Source organism: Paenibacillus sp. MAHUQ-45 (assembly GCF_058133325.1).
Genome location: NZ_JBYUPV010000002.1, coordinates 83101 through 102013, shown reverse-complemented (window position 1 = coordinate 102013; position 18913 = coordinate 83101). Strand labels below are relative to the sequence as shown.

At 49.3% G+C, this 18913-nt stretch carries 16 protein-coding genes; all 16 read right to left on the bottom strand.

Annotated features, from left to right (window positions below):
• Nucleotides 1-4: 4 nt before the first annotated feature.
• The 16 genes from AC3Y23_RS04215 to AC3Y23_RS04140 all read right to left on the bottom strand — a co-directional run bounded on the left by AC3Y23_RS04215 (nucleotide 5) and on the right by AC3Y23_RS04140 (nucleotide 18834).
• Nucleotides 5-871 carry a carbohydrate ABC transporter permease gene (locus AC3Y23_RS04215; protein WP_379195995.1) on the bottom strand — a complete coding sequence of 289 codons (867 nt, stop codon included), beginning with the start codon at nucleotides 869-871 and terminating at the stop codon, nucleotides 5-7.
• Nucleotides 872-874: 3 nt separating this feature from the next.
• Nucleotides 875-1855 carry a carbohydrate ABC transporter permease gene (locus AC3Y23_RS04210; protein ID WP_379195992.1) on the bottom strand — a complete coding sequence of 327 codons (981 nt, stop codon included), beginning with the start codon at nucleotides 1853-1855 and terminating at the stop codon, nucleotides 875-877.
• Complete coding sequence (locus AC3Y23_RS04205) at nucleotides 1852-4809, bottom strand: extracellular solute-binding protein (RefSeq protein WP_379195990.1); 2958 nt, start codon at nucleotides 4807-4809, stop codon at nucleotides 1852-1854. The genes AC3Y23_RS04210 and AC3Y23_RS04205 overlap by 4 nt, the downstream gene beginning before the upstream one ends.
• The gene (locus AC3Y23_RS04200; protein ID WP_379195988.1) at nucleotides 4806-5927 is read right to left on the bottom strand and encodes an ABC transporter ATP-binding protein; all 1122 of its coding nucleotides are present in this window, start codon (nucleotides 5925-5927) and stop codon (nucleotides 4806-4808) included. The genes AC3Y23_RS04205 and AC3Y23_RS04200 overlap by 4 nt, the downstream gene beginning before the upstream one ends.
• A gap of 248 nt (nucleotides 5928-6175) precedes the next feature.
• On the bottom strand, nucleotides 6176-7273 hold the full coding sequence (locus tag AC3Y23_RS04195; protein ID WP_379195986.1) for a hypothetical protein: 1098 nt from the start codon (nucleotides 7271-7273) through the stop codon (nucleotides 6176-6178).
• A 14-nt stretch (nucleotides 7274-7287) separates the two neighbouring features.
• On the bottom strand, nucleotides 7288-7779 hold the full coding sequence (locus AC3Y23_RS04190) for a hypothetical protein (RefSeq protein ID WP_379195984.1): 492 nt from the start codon (nucleotides 7777-7779) through the stop codon (nucleotides 7288-7290).
• Nucleotides 7776-8360 carry an RNA polymerase sigma factor gene (locus AC3Y23_RS04185; RefSeq protein WP_379195982.1) on the bottom strand — a complete coding sequence of 195 codons (585 nt, stop codon included), beginning with the start codon at nucleotides 8358-8360 and terminating at the stop codon, nucleotides 7776-7778. The genes AC3Y23_RS04190 and AC3Y23_RS04185 overlap by 4 nt, the downstream gene beginning before the upstream one ends.
• A 161-nt stretch (nucleotides 8361-8521) precedes the next feature.
• Nucleotides 8522-9268, bottom strand: a complete 747-nt coding sequence (locus AC3Y23_RS04180) for a DnaD domain-containing protein (RefSeq protein ID WP_379195979.1) — start codon at nucleotides 9266-9268, stop codon at nucleotides 8522-8524.
• A 102-nt stretch (nucleotides 9269-9370) separates the two neighbouring features.
• Entirely contained in the window at nucleotides 9371-10666 is a 1296-nt protein-coding gene (asnS, locus tag AC3Y23_RS04175) for an asparagine--tRNA ligase (RefSeq protein WP_379195977.1), read from the bottom strand.
• A gap of 21 nt (nucleotides 10667-10687) precedes the next feature.
• A complete protein-coding gene (locus AC3Y23_RS04170; protein ID WP_379195975.1) occupies nucleotides 10688-11896 on the bottom strand; it encodes an acetate/propionate family kinase in 1209 nt (402 codons plus the stop codon).
• Entirely contained in the window at nucleotides 11893-12765 is an 873-nt protein-coding gene (locus AC3Y23_RS04165; RefSeq protein ID WP_379195973.1) for a 3-hydroxyacyl-CoA dehydrogenase family protein, read from the bottom strand. Before AC3Y23_RS04165 ends, AC3Y23_RS04170 begins: the two co-directional genes overlap by 4 nt.
• 133 nt (nucleotides 12766-12898) lie before the next feature.
• Nucleotides 12899-14401 (bottom strand): AAA family ATPase, encoded by a 1503-nt coding sequence (locus tag AC3Y23_RS04160; protein ID WP_379195971.1) that lies wholly within the window; start codon nucleotides 14399-14401, stop codon nucleotides 12899-12901.
• Nucleotides 14394-14936, bottom strand: a complete 543-nt coding sequence (locus AC3Y23_RS04155) for a hypothetical protein (protein ID WP_379195969.1) — start codon at nucleotides 14934-14936, stop codon at nucleotides 14394-14396. Before AC3Y23_RS04155 ends, AC3Y23_RS04160 begins: the two co-directional genes overlap by 8 nt.
• A 1388-nt stretch (nucleotides 14937-16324) precedes the next feature.
• Nucleotides 16325-16843: a cell wall elongation regulator TseB-like domain-containing protein gene (locus AC3Y23_RS04150; protein WP_379195967.1), complete on the bottom strand. Its 519-nt coding sequence runs from the start codon at nucleotides 16841-16843 to the stop codon at nucleotides 16325-16327.
• Between the two features lie 49 nt (nucleotides 16844-16892).
• On the bottom strand, nucleotides 16893-18194 hold the full coding sequence (locus AC3Y23_RS04145; RefSeq protein WP_379195965.1) for an amidohydrolase: 1302 nt from the start codon (nucleotides 18192-18194) through the stop codon (nucleotides 16893-16895).
• Nucleotides 18181-18834, bottom strand: coding sequence for a redox-sensing transcriptional repressor Rex (locus tag AC3Y23_RS04140; RefSeq protein ID WP_379195963.1), 654 nt, complete (start codon nucleotides 18832-18834; stop codon nucleotides 18181-18183). The genes AC3Y23_RS04145 and AC3Y23_RS04140 overlap by 14 nt, the downstream gene beginning before the upstream one ends.
• Between the last annotated feature and the right edge of the window lie 79 nt (nucleotides 18835-18913).

The window sequence follows — 18913 nt, the reverse complement described above, 5'->3', positions numbered from 1 at the left end:
GACATCATTTAATACCGGAGTGGACCATCGTCTCGAGCACTTTGCGCTGAAAGAGCAGGAAGATGATCAGATTTGGTATAAAAATAAGCAGTCCGGCTGCAGCCGCCATGTTCTGTCCCGCTACGCTATTCTGCAGGCCGCTTAACAAGCTGTTAACATAGAATGGCAGCGTTCGCATCGCTTCCTTCTGCATGAACAAGGTCGATGTTTCCACATCTCCCCACACGGTCTGAAAGGTCAAGATCGAAATGGTGGCAATCGCCGGGACAGATAGCGGCAGCACGATGCGCGTGAAGATCCCGAGGTGACTTGCCCCATCGATCCGGGCGGCTTCCATCAAATCGTTCGGGATCTGAGAAATAAAACCGACCAGCATAAACACGGCAACAGGTGAGGCCAGCGAAGGCAGAATATGCCCGAAATACGTATTGTTTAGCCCGAGTCCATTGATGATGAGGTAGCGCGGGATCGACACCGTCTCCGGAGCAAACATTAGAGACAGCGTGATCAAAGATAGAATCAGTCCCTTGAAGTGGAATTTGTACTTCGCCAGTACATAAGCCGCCATCGTGCTGACAACAATGACGCTGAACAACGTCAGCGATACTACGAGCAAGCTGTTGAACAAATAGCGTGTGAAGGGTACGGTTGCATTAGATGCGTGCAGCAGTAGCACTTCAAAATTGTGAATCGTAGGATGCTGAACTAAAAATCGTGGCGGGAACAGAAACAGCTCATTTTTCGGCTTAAAGGCATGGCTGAATATGAAAATGATAGGCAGTGACATAAAGGCTGCCAATGCCGTGAAAACCGTAACCAGCACTACCTGAAAAGGCGAGACTTGGCGGAGCTTGCGCAGTCTTGCGATCATAGTCTACTGCTCCCCTTTCGAGTTAAACAGACGATAAGCAAACCGCATGACAAAATAACTGATGAGCAGCAGCATGACTGATACAGCCGAGGCATAGCCAAGCTCAAATCGGATAAAGGCATAGTCATCCACATGATTAATAATCAAATGGCCCGAGTATTGCGGGGTAATCGCAAGTCCGGTCAATTGAGTGGAGATCGCTCCAGCCTTTAACGTGGATACGATGGTCATGACGGCACTGAACAGCATTTGCGGCTTCATAGACGGGATCGTAATATAGAACACTTCCTGAAGACGGCTGGAAATCCCGTCAATCCGTCCGGCTTCATACAGCTCGCGATTCACCGTCTGCAGGCCAGCCAGCATCGCCAGAAAACCTACACTGAAGCTCATCCACAGCGATACAAGAATCATGACTTTCAGCAAATATTTCGGGTTCTGCAGCCAGGTAATTGGCGCATCCGCCCAGCCCATCTGCAGTAGGAAGTTATTGAGGTAACCGACCCGGTCCCCACTGAAAGCAGCAATCCACACAACGGATAATGCCACTCCACCAGCCATCGACGGTGCGTAGAATACCAGCGTATAGTAATCCCGCACACGCAGTGGAAGCTGATGAATCAGCCAGGCGAACAGAAAGGACAACAGATAGCCCCCTGGCCCCACAATTAAAGCGAACAAGAACGTATTAGGCAGCGCCTTGGTCAAAAACACAATATCCTGTGTAAACAAGGAAATGTAGTTATCAAATCCGATGAAGTGCGGCTTGCCGAATCCGTCATAGGAAGTGAATCCCAGTGTGGCTGCCATGATAACCGGGATCACGATAAAGATCAGGAAACTGATCAGAAACGGCGCCAGGAATAGATAGCAGAATGCATCTTTCCGAAGTTGCTTCACGAATCTTCTCCATCGGAGTAGTACCGGAGAGGGCGGCTTTGCCGCCCCCGGTGCTGGTATGGCTGGAACAACCTCTGTCTTCACGGTTTCGTATCCTCCCATTCAAAAGGCTTCGTGATCTGCGGAATATGCAGGTCTGTGCCAGTGATCCCGAAGTTCCGCTGTCTTCGCTCCATCTCGCGCTGCAGCGACAAGCTCGCCTCCTCTAATGACTCGTCGGCAGGAACTCCGTCAAACACCGTCTTGTTCCAGGCGAAATCCATTTCCCGGGCCAGGAAGTAGTAACCAGGAACATTGGGCATATTCTTGGCCCAGCGCGTTTGCTCCCGAATCGCCTTCAAATCCTCAGACGGCCAGGAATGCGCTTTCATAGCATTCACATTGGCGGTGTTCCAGCGATATTCAATGCCATAATACGATTCCATATCAGCAGCGTATCTCCGCTGTACTTCATCTGAGGTCCACCATTTCAGGAAGTCCCAAGCAGCATCCTTCTTATCGCTTTTCTCCATGATCATCCCTGCGGTTAGCGCTTGAGGAGACCAACGGGCCACCTCACCATTCGGCTGAGCAATGCCTGGTAGCGGGGCTACCTTCCAGTGCCCTGTTATTTCCGGAGCAGCCACCTGCAGTTGAACATACGTATTGAAGTCCGAGATGCCAATCGGAATGTCACCATCCCGGAAGTGCTGGAAGAAAGCCGGGATATCGATCGGCATATTGTATTTGGTGAACATTTCTGTCCACAGCTTGAACGCTTTCTGCCCCTCATCGCTGAACAGATTAGACTTTTGTCCGCTGCTGGTATAAGGTTCAGCACCATTTTGCAGGAACAGCGTCGAGAAATCAGCTTTAGGGAAATTCATCATCATCCCGTTTTCCTGAAGCGTAGGCAGAATATCAAATACATCCTCCCATGTATCCGGCACCTTCAGCTTCAGACTTTCCAAGATATCGGAACGGTAGAATAATAACTGGAAGTTCTGTACTTCTGGAAGTCCATAGGTCCCCCCGTTATAATTCATCGCCCGCGAGACACCGGGAATAAAGCGTTGCATCACGTTCTCAAAGTCCGGATATTTCGACAGATCCTCTACCGCATGCCGCATCGCATAATCTGCTGGCAATGCCTCAGCGACACCTAAAGCTACATCGGGAACCTCACCTGCGGCATTTCCTAGAATCAGCATATTAGGATTAGGCATGAGGTTGATGTTCACTTCAATACCGGTATTTGGTGTGAAGTCCTGACTAACCAATTCTCGAAGCTGGTCGACATAGTCCCGTCCGCGGCCCACCCAGATGGTCAGCGATTTAGCATCCTGTTTGCCGTCCTGATCATAGTTCAAGTAAAAGGAACGGGCAAAATCCATGACTGTATAAGGCACACGGGATAGCATTGTAGGCTCCTTGAGTCCTGTCTTCGTATCCGGCGTCCGCAGCACAATGTAATCTAGAAGTAATGGCTGCTGGGTCAGTGTCGTCAGCCAGGTACCGATATTAGCCTGGATCGTTGAGAAATCGTTAACCCGGCTAGGGATTTCATTCACATCCTGCAGCATATTGTCCAGAATAGAGATGGAAGATTTTAAGGACTGTGACAAATCCGAATCGCGCTCATTTACAAAGTTGGTGTATTCGCGAATCTCAGACAGCCGGTCTGTAATGGCCTGAAGCTTCTTCTCTACGTCAGGATCATATTTTTTCATTTCCCAGGTTCGAGTAGAATCCACGTTGGCATCGGCTGCCTTTTTACTGTAGTTGCCCGTTATCAAACGGATATGACGATCGAATTCGGCAATCTGCTTCAGCGTATCCCTCAGGGCCATCAAGATCGGCTGCATCTTGGAGGAGTCCGCCACCAAGCGCATCGTGTGCTTACCCTGGGTTAGATAGAATCTATAAGGCTCCCCTTGCTTGCCCGCCAGCGAATTAATTTCAAATTCCTTATGTGTGTCGAAAGCATAATGCAGCATTTCCTGAAAGGGGACCTCCCCATCAATCTGAATGGTTCGATAGGCTTTGAAACCAGAACGGTAATTCTGGTAATCTTTGATGTCAATGGCATACCAGCCGTCAGCAGGAGCTTCAAGCTCCCATTCCACCCACTCACCGGTGTTTTTCCAGCGGTTCCCTCCAAGCACGTTATACGTGGTCCGGCCTTTAGGATCTGGAGAAACGTATGGCTCAGACCAGTGATCGGTTTGGATGGATAGACTGGACTTGCGCTGAAACTGCTCGGCCTCCTGAATGCTGTACCAATCTTCCCGTTTACCAGCCTCAGGCTGTGCGGTAACATATTGTTCGTATGTCGGCAGCGGCTTTCTGGACTGGAACGTCATCCCGCTGATAGCGACCCCACCCCGCTCTCCTACGAGTCGCAGGTTGTGTTCTCCTGCGTCCAGATAGTATAGTAGCGGCCTCGAAGAGGCTGTATAGTCGCTTACTGCCTTATTGTTCCACCCTGTAAGTTCAACCTGCTGCGGTCTGATCTGCATACCACTCTTATTGCGGTCATAGGGATATTTGGCATCTTTCCACAGCCGTTCCAGTTCAATCCGTTCCGATTCAGCAAAGGGATAGCTACCATCAATCATCACACCGCGAACAACGGAGCTATTGTCACCAGGGAGCGGCTTATAATCGATATGAAGCTCATACCAGCCGGGTTCCTTTACCTGGAAACGCCAATCCACCGAGCCGCGATCATTTTGCCAAGCCAACGCACGTACTCCGTCTTCAGTGATTTCGCTAATGTCAGCATCTGAAGAGACTTCCCCGTAAGTCAGCGCGTTCAGAGAAATCTGCCGCTCCTCCTTGTAGTTCAGTTCCTCTTCAGTCTTATCCTGAATTAGTTGAATATAGGGAGCAGGCCCGCTCCCATGGTCAAAATCCATCATTTGCGCCTCAGTCACCCGATCGGAGAGGACGATCTCCTCCTTGGAGGTTGCCCAGAGGATCAGGCCAACGACGATGGCCGCTGTCACAACCATCCGTACAGCGATTCGGATGGACCGTGGAACATTCTTTAACCTCATGCCTCATCTCTCCCGATGGCCATTTCCGTCGCTTCATCAAAAAAGTGAAGTTTGTTCATCTGCAGGTTCACCGATACTAACTCTCCCTGCGCGAACAGCTCTTCAGGCGCAGTTCTTACGATCAGCCGAATCTTCCCCAGCTCCACGTACACATAAGAATCCGCTCCCGTCTGTTCTGTCATTTGCACTACGCCAGGTATATAATCGTCATCCTTTTCATAACTTCCCCGCTTAATCAATACATGTTCTGGTCTAATGCCGAGAATAATGTTGTGCGTCAGTCCAGCCAAGCGCTGAAAGCGTTGTCCTTGTTCCCCGGAGAGCGGGACACGCATTCTTTTATTAGAGAAATAGTAGTTCCCGTCGCTGACTTCAACCGTTCCGTTCATAAAATTCATCTGCGGAGAACCGATAAATCCGGCAACGAAGACATTGGCCGGTTCATCATACAACTGCCTGGGTGGAGCAACCTGCTGGATAATGCCATCCTTCATAACCACGATTCGTGACCCCATGGTCATCGCCTCAACTTGATCGTGCGTGACATAAACGGTTGTACGCTTCAAATCCTGCTGCAGCTTGATTAATTCCGCCCGCGTCTGCGACCTTAGCTTCGCATCTAGATTGGAGAGCGGCTCATCCATCAGGAATACTTGCGGTTCCCGCGCAATCGCCCGTCCAAGCGCGACCCGCTGCTTCTGCCCGCCCGATAGCTGGCTGGGCTTGCGATCCAGCAGATGCGAGATCTCCAGTATTCCCGCTACCCGCTTGACCCGCGAGTCGATCTCGTGCTTGGCCGTCTTACGCAGCTTCAGTCCCAGTGCGATATTCTCATGTACAGACAGATTAGGGTACAACGCATAATTCTGAAACACCATCGCGATATCCCGATCTTTGGGAGACACATAGTTAATGAATTTCCCGTCCAGATAGAGCTCCCCACTGCTAATTTCCTCAAGTCCAGCCAGCATACGCAGCGTTGTTGACTTCCCGCAACCAGAGGGCCCGACCAATACTAGGAATTCCCCTTCATCAATCGTTAAATGAAAGTCATTTACAGCAGGGCGGGATTCGCCTTTGTAGCTTTTGAAGACATGATTAAAAGAAATGCTTCCCACCTGTTCTCACCTCACGCTTTACTCATCTGCGGTTCATGTGTTTATGATAGCGCATTCATAAAGGAGCAAAAAATGAGGGGAAATTAATTTTTGTTGTGGTTTATTAATGGGTTGGGTTACGAGCTGCCACTAGTAATTTCAGTCCCAGGCTGCCCAAAATCGTTGTTTTTTCTCAAAAAAAACAGCGCGCACCAATTGAATATCGGCACACGCTGCTGGCAGTTCGTATCGCTCTTCTGACAAAGTCATCATCTGTTTGATCTCTTTTGTGTCCTCTTTTTGTTTCCAAGCAGTAGCTTGATGCCCCCGCCAATCAGTACCAGAGCCAGAATGATTGGTTTAAAATAAGCATTGAACCGGTGTTCCAGCCGCCACTGAGGAAAGAGTCCATCCAGGGCCGGAATCGCTAATTCCGCAATGATATAATATAGCCCCATACAAAGCAATAACGCTCCCAGCCAGCCTTGATGATTCATGAAGCCCTCAATGATCGACCGGTCTTCCATATCCTCTCTGCCATAGCGGCTGATTTGCTGCAGAGCATCGAACAGGCTGTAGAACCAGATGACCGGTATCAGGAAGAACAACGCCGACAAGCGGAGCAAGTCCACAACATAGATGCTCCCTAGGAATAGGAGCATTAATTGGAGCCCTCTTTTCTGCAGACCCAAATACATTTGCCCTGCCCCTGGAAACCCGGCCAGCACTGTCGCCAGCACCTTACTTCGGCGTCCACCGTCACGTCCTGCCTCCAAATCCTCGAACAACGTCCGGTCGGACAGAAGTTCTCCCCCCTGCTTCCGGTGGATATGCTGAACAGCATCGAACATGCAGTATAGCCAAATAACCGGTAATACACCGAAGAACAGCAGAAATGCATTACTGGATGTGATTCCGGCCAAAAATAGCAGAATCGTTATGAAGCCGAAGAAGGAAATCAGGAACGAAAGCCCCCGCTTCATCAGGCCCATATGAAAATGTCCCAGCCCGGGAATAAAGGACAGCAGAATAATATGAAAACGTTCATTGTCTTCGCTCTTTACTGGCGGCGTGTATTGCAGCCCCCGGGGCTCATCAAGCGGCAGTGCAATCGGCGGAGTCGGCTCTTTTAACATTTGAATCAGAAGATGAACCATACTTAATAACCATATCACGATAAAGCCCGCGAGCCCGAGCAAGGCTATTTCATCTTTTCTGCTCGCCATTGCCAGTAATATGGACAGGAATAAGCCGCCAAAGCTGACCAGGAAATAGATGATGCCCGAGGTGCGTCTTCCCATATAATAATGACCTGCCCCGGGGAAAATATTGATAAATAAAGCTTTCAGTTTACTTTGCTGCTGCATTATTATCTCTCCTCTCACTTGCGATTACCGTTCATCAAATAATCCAGCCAGCTACTGGTCGCCTGCTTTATTTGTTGGCTATAAGACGAATGCTTCCCCTCCGGAATGAACACTCCTAGCTCCCCCGAAAGCATCCGATCGAATACACCGGAGGACAGAAGGATCAGCGTTAGTGAAGCGGCAATTACATAATGGACAATCGCTTGCTCGTACCAGCGAGTTCGTCGCTGAGTTTCTGGGGATGGCCCGATGTCCTCGCTATGTTGTTTTGCTGGCTTCTGCACAGCGGGTAAGCTTCCCATCACATTCTCCGTAAAATGCTTAGGGCTTTCCAGCGAAGGAAGTTGTCCTTGCAGCTCATCCAGTGCTTCCAAGTAGCAAAGAAGCGCATCGTCATCCTCCAGTAGGCGCTGCTCCCAGACATCCCGCTCTTCCGGACTTCCTTCGCCTGCAATATACTGTCGTGCACGGGCAACATCCTGCTGTAATTCTCCGTCTTGTCTCATAGCCAATCGTCCTCCTTCCAATGTTTTCGAATCCACTGCCGGGCCCGGTAAAGCCGGGATTCCACCGTTTTCAATGTAATCCCCTCTTGGATTGCTATCTGTTCATAATTTTTCTGTTCAATATAGAAGGCGACGATCACATCACGATGCATCTTCGGCAGTGTCTGCACTTCATTCCACAGTCGATCTCTGCGTTCTCGCCGGACAACACCCGCCAGGATGTCCTCATCATCCGAGGAGATCTGACTAAGCGTTATCTCGCTGTCAACGTACTGCTCCCGCTGGCGATCCCGTTTACGTTTGGAGTCAATTGCCTTATGTAAGGCAATACGCGAGATCCAGGTTATTAATCCCTGAAAACGATAGTCGGGGAGAGATTTGTATATTTGGAGGAAGGCTTCCTGAGCCGCGTCTTCAGCGCCTCTGGTTTCGCGCAACACCGAGTAGGTGATCTTGTATACTTGCTCGGCATACCTGTCCACGAACTGCCGAAAGGCATCCTCATCTCCCTGACAAATTCTCCTGATTAATAGTTCATCCTCGATCGCTCTCCCCTCCTTCCACAGCAACCCCCACAGCAATAGACGTAGCTTCCTTCACTTGTCCCTGCGATATGCGTGAATTTTTTTAGAGAGGAAAATAGGGGATTTATAGCAATTATTAGTACCCTAAAATGTAGAAAAACCGTATTGGCCGGCGATAACCAGCGCAATACGGTTCAATCTCTCTCAATCGGAAGAATCTATCTTCCGCCGTTACGGAATTTCTGCGAATATGCCTTCACATCCTGGGCATTCTTGAGGCGGTTGCGTGACCACTCCAGCAGAATACGATCGATGTACCGGAAATGCAGCTTTCCGGCAAAGACCGCTTCCTTCAGCGCAAGCAGAATCAGTTCCTCCAGGTAATGGTCTTGATCGACCCAGCCGGAGATCGTCTCGCATTCCATCGGGGATAGCGGACGCCCAAACTCTTTCTCAAAGATGCTGAACAGGCTCTTGCTCTCTTCTTCCTCCCTGCCGGAAGTCTCAGCCGCATTCCAGCTTGTCCCCCAGTCAATGTCAGAAGCTGGTCCTGCCGATGTACGCAGCCCCTGAGGAGCCTGCTGCACCCCTTGTTGAGCTGCCTCTGCCAGATAAGCACCAAGCTTGCTATACAATCCAGTGAAATTATATCGTTCGTAATGGATGCCTTGCAGTTCATCATTGGCCTCATCAATGCTGATCCATCCGTCCTTCATCAGCTTCTGCATCTCTCCGGCAATGACGGGGATGCTTCGTCCCGTTACACCCTGCAGATCCTCCAGGGTCGGGAAATCCAGCCCTTCCACCTGCCGAAAAGCCAGCAGATGAATGAGCAGCATCGCCTCGCTTCCAGTCAGTCCCAGCTTCCGATAATGCTTCAGCAGTGGGTAGGGAATGACGGTCATCCCGCTTTCCAGCCCGAAGGCAGCGCCTGCCCCCCAGGCGTTCCATCCTTTGCCGTCCATGTGCGCCCCCCTTTTGTCTAAAAATAACTCCACGCACCTTATATGTCTACAAGAAACTGCGCCGCCTTGATTCAAGGACGGCGCAGCGTGATTGCGATGAAATTATGGATACAAACGGTAAAGCGTGCGCGGGAACGGGATCGTCTCACGTACGTGGTCAAGTCCGCAAATCCAGGCTACCGTGCGCTCCAGTCCCAGACCGAAGCCGGAATGTGGAACAGAACCGTAAGTGCGCAGATCCATGTACCATTTGTACGTTTCCAGCGACAGATTATGCTCCTTGAAGCGTTCTTCCAGCAGAGCTGGATCATCGATCCGCTGTGAACCACCGATAATCTCGCCGTATCCTTCAGGCGCGATCATGTCGGCACAGAGCACCACTTCCGGACGATTCGGATCTGGCTTCATGTAGAAAGCCTTGAACGAAGCTGGGTAATGGGTGATGAACACCGGCTTGTCATAAGCTTCAGCGATCGCTGTTTCATGCGGTGCGCCGAAGTCTTCGCCCCAAGCGATCTCATGTCCATTCTCGTTCAGGAACTTGATGGCATCATCATAAGTGATCCGTGGGAATGGTGCCTGAATGGCTTCCAGTTTGGAAATGTCGCGGCCTACTGCTTCCAGTTCGGTACGACAGTTCTTCACTACGGATTGCACAACATGAGACACGAACTGCTCCTGTACCTTCAAGCTTTCTTCATGATCGGTAAAGGCCATCTCTGGCTCGATCATCCAGAACTCGATCAGGTGGCGGCGGGTCTTGGACTTCTCCGCACGGAATGTCGGCCCGAAGGAGTAGACACGGCCCAAAGCCATCGCAGCTGCTTCCATGTAGAGCTGACCGCTCTGTGTCAGGTAAGCATCCTCGTCAAAATATTTGGTGTGGAACAGGTTGGTCGTGCCTTCTGCCGAGGTCGGCGTCAGAATCGGCGGATCGACCATTGTAAAGCCGTTGGTATCAAAGAACTCTTGAATCGCACGGATGATTTCTGCACGAATGACCAGGACCGCACGCTGCTTGGAAGAACGCAGCCAGAGGTGACGGTGATCCATCAGGAAATCTACACCATGCTCTTTTGGCGTAATCGGATAATTCTCGGTGATGTACAGCACCTCGATACCAGTAACTGTCATTTCGTATCCGGATTGACTACGCGGTTCTTCACGAATGATTCCAGTCACGTACAGGGAGCTTTCCTGCGTCAGGCTCTTGGCGGCATCCCATACCTCTTCAGGTACTTCGGATTTCACGACAACACCCTGGATATACCCTGTACCATCCCGCAGCTGCAGGAACTGGATTTTACCGCTGGAGCGCTTGTTGTTAACCCAACAGCCGATGACAACACTCTCTCCAACATGCTCATTCACTCTCTTGATTACACTCTTGTTAGCCATGCCTACACTCTCTCCTCTAATTTAGCCGTTAATTCCTTGCACAATACGGTGTGTATCGCGTGCGATGACAAGCTCTTCGTTTGTCGGCACCACGAGCACCTGTACCTTGGAATCAGCCGTCGAGATGCGGCGCGGGTCGCCGGAGCGGACTTTGTTGGCTTCAGCGTCCAATTCAATTCCAAGGAATGTCAGGTTATTCAGCACTCTTTCGCGAAGCAGCGAAGCATTCTCGCCGACACCGGCTGTGAACACAATCGCGTCTACACCGTTCATAGCAGCTGCGTAAGAACCGATGTATTTGCGCAGACGGTATTCGTACATTTCAAAAGCAAGCGTAGAGTTAGGCTCGCCTTTCTCCGCACCGTCAATAATATCGCGCATATCGCTGCTGACGCCCGAAATCGCAAGCAATCCGCTGTGCTTGTTAAGCATCGAATTCACTTCGCCTACGGACAACTCTTCCTTATTCATTACATATGGAACAACAGCAGGGTCAAGATCACCGCTGCGCGTACCCATCATCAGACCTTCCAGCGGAGTCATCCCCATGGAAGTATCAACAGACACACCGCCTTGAACAGCGGTTACGCTCGCACCGTTACCGATGTGGCATGTGATAATTTTGAGATCCTCAAGCGGACGATCCAGATATTCGGCAGCAGCCTTGCTCACGAAATCATGGGATGTACCGTGGGCACCATAACGGCGAACCTTGTATTTGTTGTACAACACTCTTGGAATAGCATACATATAGGCCTTCTCAGGCATCGTTTGATGGAACGCAGTATCGAAGACAACAACCTGTGGTACGCCCGGCATATTGGTCTCGGAAGCGGAGATCCCCATCATTGCAGCAGGGTTATGCAGTGGCGCCAGGTCGAACAACTGACGAATCTTCGCTTTGGCATCGGCATCCACCAGCGCGGAAGCTTTGAAGTATTCGCCCCCGTGCACCACGCGGTGCCCAACAGCATTGATTTCTTTAATGGACTCGATTACGCCGTGTTCCTTGTCAGTCAGGATGGCAAGAACTTTACGAATCGCTGTGTTATGTTCCAGGATTTCGCTGACTTCTGTTACTTCCTGCTTGCCAGTCGGCTTGTGATTCAGGATAGAGGAGTCCATCCCGATCCGCTCTACCAGACCTTTTGCCAGAACAGATTCATCTGTCATGTTGTACAGCTGGTATTTCAGAGAAGAACTACCGGAGTTAATTACTAGAATATTCATATACGGTCACCATCCTTGTCGTACTTGAAGAAGCCTTCGCCCGATTTCATACCCAGTTGTCCCGCACGCACCATCTTTTTCAGAATGGTCGATGGACGGTATTTCAGTTCCCCGTATTCGCGGAACATCCGCTCGAGCGCAGCCTGCACTGAATCCAGGCCGAACCGGTCAGCCATTTCCAGTGGTCCATATTGGAACTGGTAGCCGATTCGCATAGCATCATCAATATCCTGAGGAGAAGCGACACCTTCTTGCAATACATGCATAGCTTCGTTGATGAGCAAGCAAATGAGGCGTGAAGTTACAAATCCCGGGGATTCATAAATCATTACGCCCTTCTTCTCTACAACCTCGTCTACAAAAGCTTTTGTGTCTTCGAATGTTTTGTCCGAAGTTTTCAGACCACGTACAATTTCGACCAGATCTACTTTCGCTACAGGGTATATAAAATGCATGCCAATGACGCGTTCCGGATACATTGTTGAGCTGGCAAGTTCAGTCAAGCTGAGTGTGGAAGTATTACTCGCCAGGATAATGTGGCTCGGACACACTTGGTCAAGCTGATGAAATACTTTTTGTTTGGCTTCCAGATCTTCAATGATTGTCTCAATAACCATATCACAGGAACTGAGTTCTGCAAAATGTGTCACTTTTTGAATGCGGCCGAGAATTAATTTCTTCTCTGCCTGAGTGATGGCCCATTTCTCCAGTTGTTTGTCCAGACTGGTTTCGATCATTTCATAGGAATAATCCAGTCTTTCTTCATTTTTCTCCACCAGCATAACATCCAAGCCCTTGGCTGCGAGCATTTCTGCGATGCCTTGTCCCATCGTACCGCCGCCGATGACACCGATTTTCTTAAAATTCATAAAAAAGTCTCCATCCTTTCAGGTATCTATACCTTAGTATTGTACCTTGTCTGTCGTAAAAATTTATAAAGCCCGACATATAATGATATCTTAGCATGCCTGAAAAGTAAAAAAAAATAACCGGCATAAAGATTTATGCCGGTAAAAGGACGCTGTCACGAAATTGACAACGAAATTGCTCTCCAGAGAGGACTTCTTCTTTCATTAAAATGTCAAGAGAGTAATCAAACACATTTCGCTGATTCTCCAGCATTTCACGCGTCCGAAGCATAAGTTCGTCCAATATTTTGCTATTTTCCTTCATTAATTCTTCTGTGGTAACCATATCCAGATTGGCAATCCCCAGGGAGGTAAGTCCAGACTTCATCATCGTCTCGACAATATTCAACGCTTGATCGAAGTCTCCTCTCGAGCCTGTGCTGCGCCCGCCATAGAAAATTTCCTCGGAAGCGGCACCGCCCAGTGCAATCATGATCTGATCTTCCAGATAGTCTTTCGTATAGAGATACTGCTCCTGCTGCGGGTTATGACGCACGTAGCCAAGCGCTTGACCGCGCGGGGTTAGCGTAACCTGACTAACACTGCCCGGACGCAGCAGTTCGGCCATTATCGCATGTCCGAGCTCATGAATTGCTACGCGCTTCTTCTCTTCCAGATTGGTCTCGCGATCTGTCTTCTCGCCCATCATCACCTTATCGATGGCCATGGACAAATGACGATGCTCCACCTCTGTCAGATTCTCACGCATCATGTAGATGGCTGCTTCGTTCATCACGCTTTCGAGCTGGGCACCAGAGAATCCATAAGCTTCCTCAGCGATTTTATCGAGATTTACTTCAGCGCTCAGCGGCTTGTTCTTGGCATGAAGAGCCAGAATCGATCTGCGGCCCTTGATATCAGGCATATCCACCTGGATATGACGGTCGAAGCGGCCCGGACGTAGCAGCGCCGAATCCAGCATTTCCTTGCGGTTCGTAGCAGCTACCAGCAGAATGCGCGGAGTCTCATTGTTATAAATACCGTCCATTTCCGTGAGCAACTGATTCAGCGTCTGATCATACTCGCGTTGCTGCCCGCCTTCGCGTTTGCCGCCAATGACATCAATTTCATCAATGAAAATAATCGCGCTCTGCTTGTTCTCCTTCACAGCCCGAGCACGGGCGTCACGGAACAAGTCACGGATACGGCCTGCGCCTACCCCGACATACATCTCAACAAATTCACTGCCTGAGGCAGCAACGAATACTGAATTCGTATAGTGCGCAGCTGCTTTAGCCATCAGTGTCTTCCCCGTTCCTGGAGGACCAGTCAACAGGATACCCTTAAGTGGCCGAATCCCGAACTTACTGATCTCTTCATGACGAATCAGGAAATCCAGCGCTTCACGCAATTCCTGCTTGGCATTGTCCTGGCCACCAATCTCTTCAAAAGTCAGCTTGGACGGCCCGTCCTTCTTGCGCTTCTTCTCTGCTCCGGCACCGACGGCGATGCCGCCGCGCATATGTGCTATCAGCAGCAACGCGCCGATCATCCCAGCCGCAATGATGACCGGAAAAATATTAATGCCAACAAACACCATAAAAATCAACAAGACAGGAATAAATCCCACCAGCACTTCTTTAGTCCATTTAGGCATTGTTCCAGACCCCCATCTTGACCGGCTTGCGCGGCAGAATAATGAACTTGCTGTCTTTTCCGCTGCTTAGGCTTACATAGACATTGCTGTCATCAATTTCTGTCGTTGCAACTACACCCTTGTATTCCGAATGATTTTCTTTTAGTCCTTCAAGCGTTGTAGGAATCAATGTATATTTGCCGCTCTCCATGGCTTCCGCTACCGAGAACAGTGCTTTATTCCAATAATCATCCAGCATTGCATTAGAGTGCTGATCTACATCCAGCTTCAACGTACGTCCGTTAAGAGCCGATTTGCCTTCTGTCGATATATATTGAACCAGTTCACGCATTTTTGTGCCTGGCTGCAGATCGAGTTTCAAAGTCACCTGATCGCGATTAATAGAAACTTGAGACTTATTGACACCTTCATAGCCTGCCACAATCTTCTGGAGCGGTTCCTGAACCACAAATTCACGATAGAGAAACCATCCACCAAATAACAAGGCAGCCGTCAACAGTGACGTTAGCAGTACAGGTACAAGACGCAGTTTCAAGAAACGTCCTCCTCTCGATGATAACAACAAGTAATATGAAACGTCCCGGTATGCCATGATCCCTATGCTCTGGGATTCAATTCAGCATGCCCTCTTGAATACAAATAGTAGTATATCACAGGTGTATATACGAAAACGAAAAAAAGTGTGAATATATTTAAAATTTTTGATTCTATTTTTTACAAATTTCTCTAAAACTTTTGTTGGTTTTCGACAAAGTAAGCCACAGAACTTAGTTCTGCGGCTTTTTTCGATCAGATTTTCTACCTAATGATCGGTTATCTGCATTTCTGCGAATCAGTGACGCCATACTATCTGATATAAAAAATCAGCACATTTGATATATAATAATCAATACGATAATTATATATAGGACGAACAAAAGAAAGGAGCGAAACGTGGAGAGGAGCGAAATACGAAGAGGAACGAAACGAGGAACGAGATTCGAAAGACGTTAGGAGAAGCGAAGCGCGAGGAGAAGCTAAACATGAAGAGAAGCTAGACGCGAAGGGGTACCAGACGTGAAGTGGAAACAGACGTGAAGCAGAAACAGACGCGAACGGGAGCTAGACACGAAGGGGAGCTAGACGCGAAAAGGAACCAGACGCGAAGTGTAACAGAGGCGAAGAGCAACCAGACGCGAAAAGAAACCAGACGCGAAGGGGAACGAAAAGGGATACTTCAAAACTTTAGGAGCGAGACGCTCGCCGTGAAAGCTTTCCATAGGAAAGCTAGCACCCGGAGGAAGTACAGACCGTCACCAAATTTCAAGAGCAGAATCGGTTATTTTCCCCTTTACCAGTCGTCTTAACAGTGAGAAAGATGGCTCGTCTCCCTAATTAACAGCATTTTTGCACCTTATTTTCCTCGAATATAGCTAAATAAAGAAAATAAGGGCATTATTGTATCTTATTTTTCAAAAAAGTACCGCTAACCGGGCATTCTGGAAGATTTAAGGTACAAAATTGCACTTAATTCCCATTAACCCTTTGCTGCTGAGAATTTAAGGTACAAAAATGCCGCTAATTACACCTCGGGAATTTTTATTATTGACTCTCTTTTAACTTAGCTTTGTTTGTTTTGTTATTCAATTCGCTCTATGTAGATCAACCAATTTCCGTAAAAATCTCGCTAAACATTCTCGTTCTTAACACTTCTCACATTAATATATCAGTAACAGTAGCATCAACATCAACAGTAGCATCAGTCATCTGCACCAGCTTCAGCACCAGCTTCAACATCAGCATCAGCATCAGCATCAGCACCAGCTTCAACACAAACAAGCGAGCCGCAATCCGGTTCGCTTGTTTGTGTTTTCTTAAATCCCCTTAAACGCCATTGCTCTCTCACACGCTCGTTCCCATCATGAAGCTTGCGGAGGCTCAAACTCAGCGCTTGGGTAGGCTGAAGCGTCCTCCGATGGGATTGCCATCAGAAAAGCGGTAGAACTGATAATAATAACGGTCTGCCTGTTCATAAAAAAGCTGCCAGGTGTATTCCCCGTTATATACACCCGGGATCAGCCTTTGAATTTTAATATCCGGAAGCTGTGCGCTGATGATGGACCTGATTTTTGCCTCCGATGTGCCCTTGCTCAGTTCTTCGCTGAATACCACGTTGTCGCCTTCAGCAACCTTACCGTCCGTTGTAAAGCGGACCCACACCATCAGTTCGGTACCCGCCTCATTTTTCCCTGTTAGCACCCAATACAACGAGTTTTCGTCCCAGACCGATTTCTGGGCCTTCTCTACTTGAGTTAAGCCTGCTCGACTTAGGGCAACCTCCTTGGCTGCATCCCGTTCTTTCCATTGGTCCTTCATGATAAAAGCATAGAACTGGCTTAGGCCAAGCAGCAGGAGCAGAAACAGTGCCACTCCTAGCAGGATCCATTTTTTCCTCTTTTTCAAGTTACAGCTTCCTTTCTACATGTTCCACGGCGGTTCTGCCGATCCTTGCCTACCGATTCAACAGGCCTACAAAAGCTTCCTGCGCCTTACGACGAATAGCTTCTTCATCCAGCGTCAGGCATTCTCCGTTCTTTACAATCTGCTGTCCGTTCACCCAGACATGGAGCACGTCTTTGGCACTGGCTGAGTATACCGCATGTGAAATCAGGTCCGTATGCGGCAGCAAATGCGGCTGATCGATATCAATGGCAATGAAGTCTGCTTTCATGCCTGGGGCAAGCTTGCCCACGCTATTCAGGAAGAGTGATTTCGCACCGTACTCCGTTGCCATCCGCAGGGCCTCTGCAGCCGGAACAGCTGTTGGGTCTCCGCTGAAGCCCTTATGAATGAGCGCTGCCAAACGCATCTCTTCGAACAAATCCAGATTATTGTTGCTGGCTGCACTGTCCGTACCCAGTGATACAGTAACGCCTGCATTCAGCAGATCGATAACCCGGGCAATGCCGCTGGCCAGCTTCAGGTTGCTCCCAGGGTTGTGGGAGACGCCGACATGGTGACGGGCCAGAATACCGATCTCCTCGTCATTCAAATGCACGCCATGCGCGACCAGAGACGGTCGTGTGAACATTCCCAGCTGTTCCAAGTGTGCAACAGGGCGCAGTCCATAATCCTCAACATTCTGCTCCACTTCCCGCTTCGTCTCCGACATATGCGTATGCAGCGGTAGATCCAGGTCATGGGCAGCCTGCACGAACTTGACTATAAATTCCGGCGGACACGTATACGGGGAATGCGGCGACAGCATCGTTGTAATTCTGCCGTCTGCCTTGCCATTCCAATCACGGGCGAACTGGACAGCATCAGCCAGCTTCGCATCCTGTACCTCTGGCGGACATAAGCCGATAACCCCTCGTGTCAGCACCCCGCGCATGCCGGACTGCTGCGTGATCTCAGCCACCCGATCCATTTTGTCATACATGTCAAGAAAGGTCGTCGTGCCACCCTTCATCATTTCCAAGATAGCCAGCGAGCTTCCCCAGTAGATATCGTCCGGGGTAAACTTGCCCTCCATCGGCCACATTTTCTCCTGCAGCCAGACCTGAAGAGTTCGGTCATCGCCATAGCCGCGCAGCAGCGACATCGCCGCATGGCCATGGGTATTCACCAGACCAGGCATGAACAGCAAGCGGTTACCATCGATCACCTGCACCTCTTCTTCAAGACACGGCTCTTCTTCACCTATGTATGTGATGAGATCATCCTCTATGATCATATAGCCGTTCAACACAGAAAGAGGAGCCCCAGGCACAAGAAATCTCCCGTTACGGATCAGAATCTTACTGCTGCTCATGCCCAAGCTCTTCCTTTCCATCCTGCAAATAATAAGCAAGGCTTTGCAAATCCGTTGTAAAGTCCGCTGCATGGACTCGGATCTGGGATGGTGTTTTCAGAATCACAGGTGCAAAGTTCAAAATCGCTTCAATCCCGGATTCCACCAGAATATCTGCTACATTCTGCGCTTCGGTATCCGGTACGGTAATAATGCCGATACGGATGCCCTGCTCACGAATAGTGCTGCCCAGTTCCTTCATCGGCTGTACCGTGAGCGAGTTGATTTTCTGCCCTACCTTGGGCTCATACGAATCAAAAATGGCGGTTATTTTCATCGTGTCCTTCAAGTAAGCATTGTAGTTGGACAAAGCATGTCCAAGATTACCGGCGCCTACCAAAGCCACGTTAATTTGCTGATCCAGTTTCAGGATATGACGGATCTTCTCAATGAGATAAGACACATCATAACCGATGCCTTTACGGCCGAAGTCGCCAAAATAAGCCAGATCCTTGCGGATCTGGGCCGGGTTAAGATCTAGCTTCTGACCAAGTTCTTGAGAAGAAACTGTCGAGATTTCACGTTTTTGGAGATCGTTGAGGAACCGCAGGTATACTGGAAGTCTGCGTACCACCGCCTCCGAGATTTTATCCGATTTCATGTTTTCTCCTCCTAGATTAAGTTAAATTAAAATTCAAACAAAAGATGAGGCGCTATGAAGTTAGGGCTTTAGGGCGCAA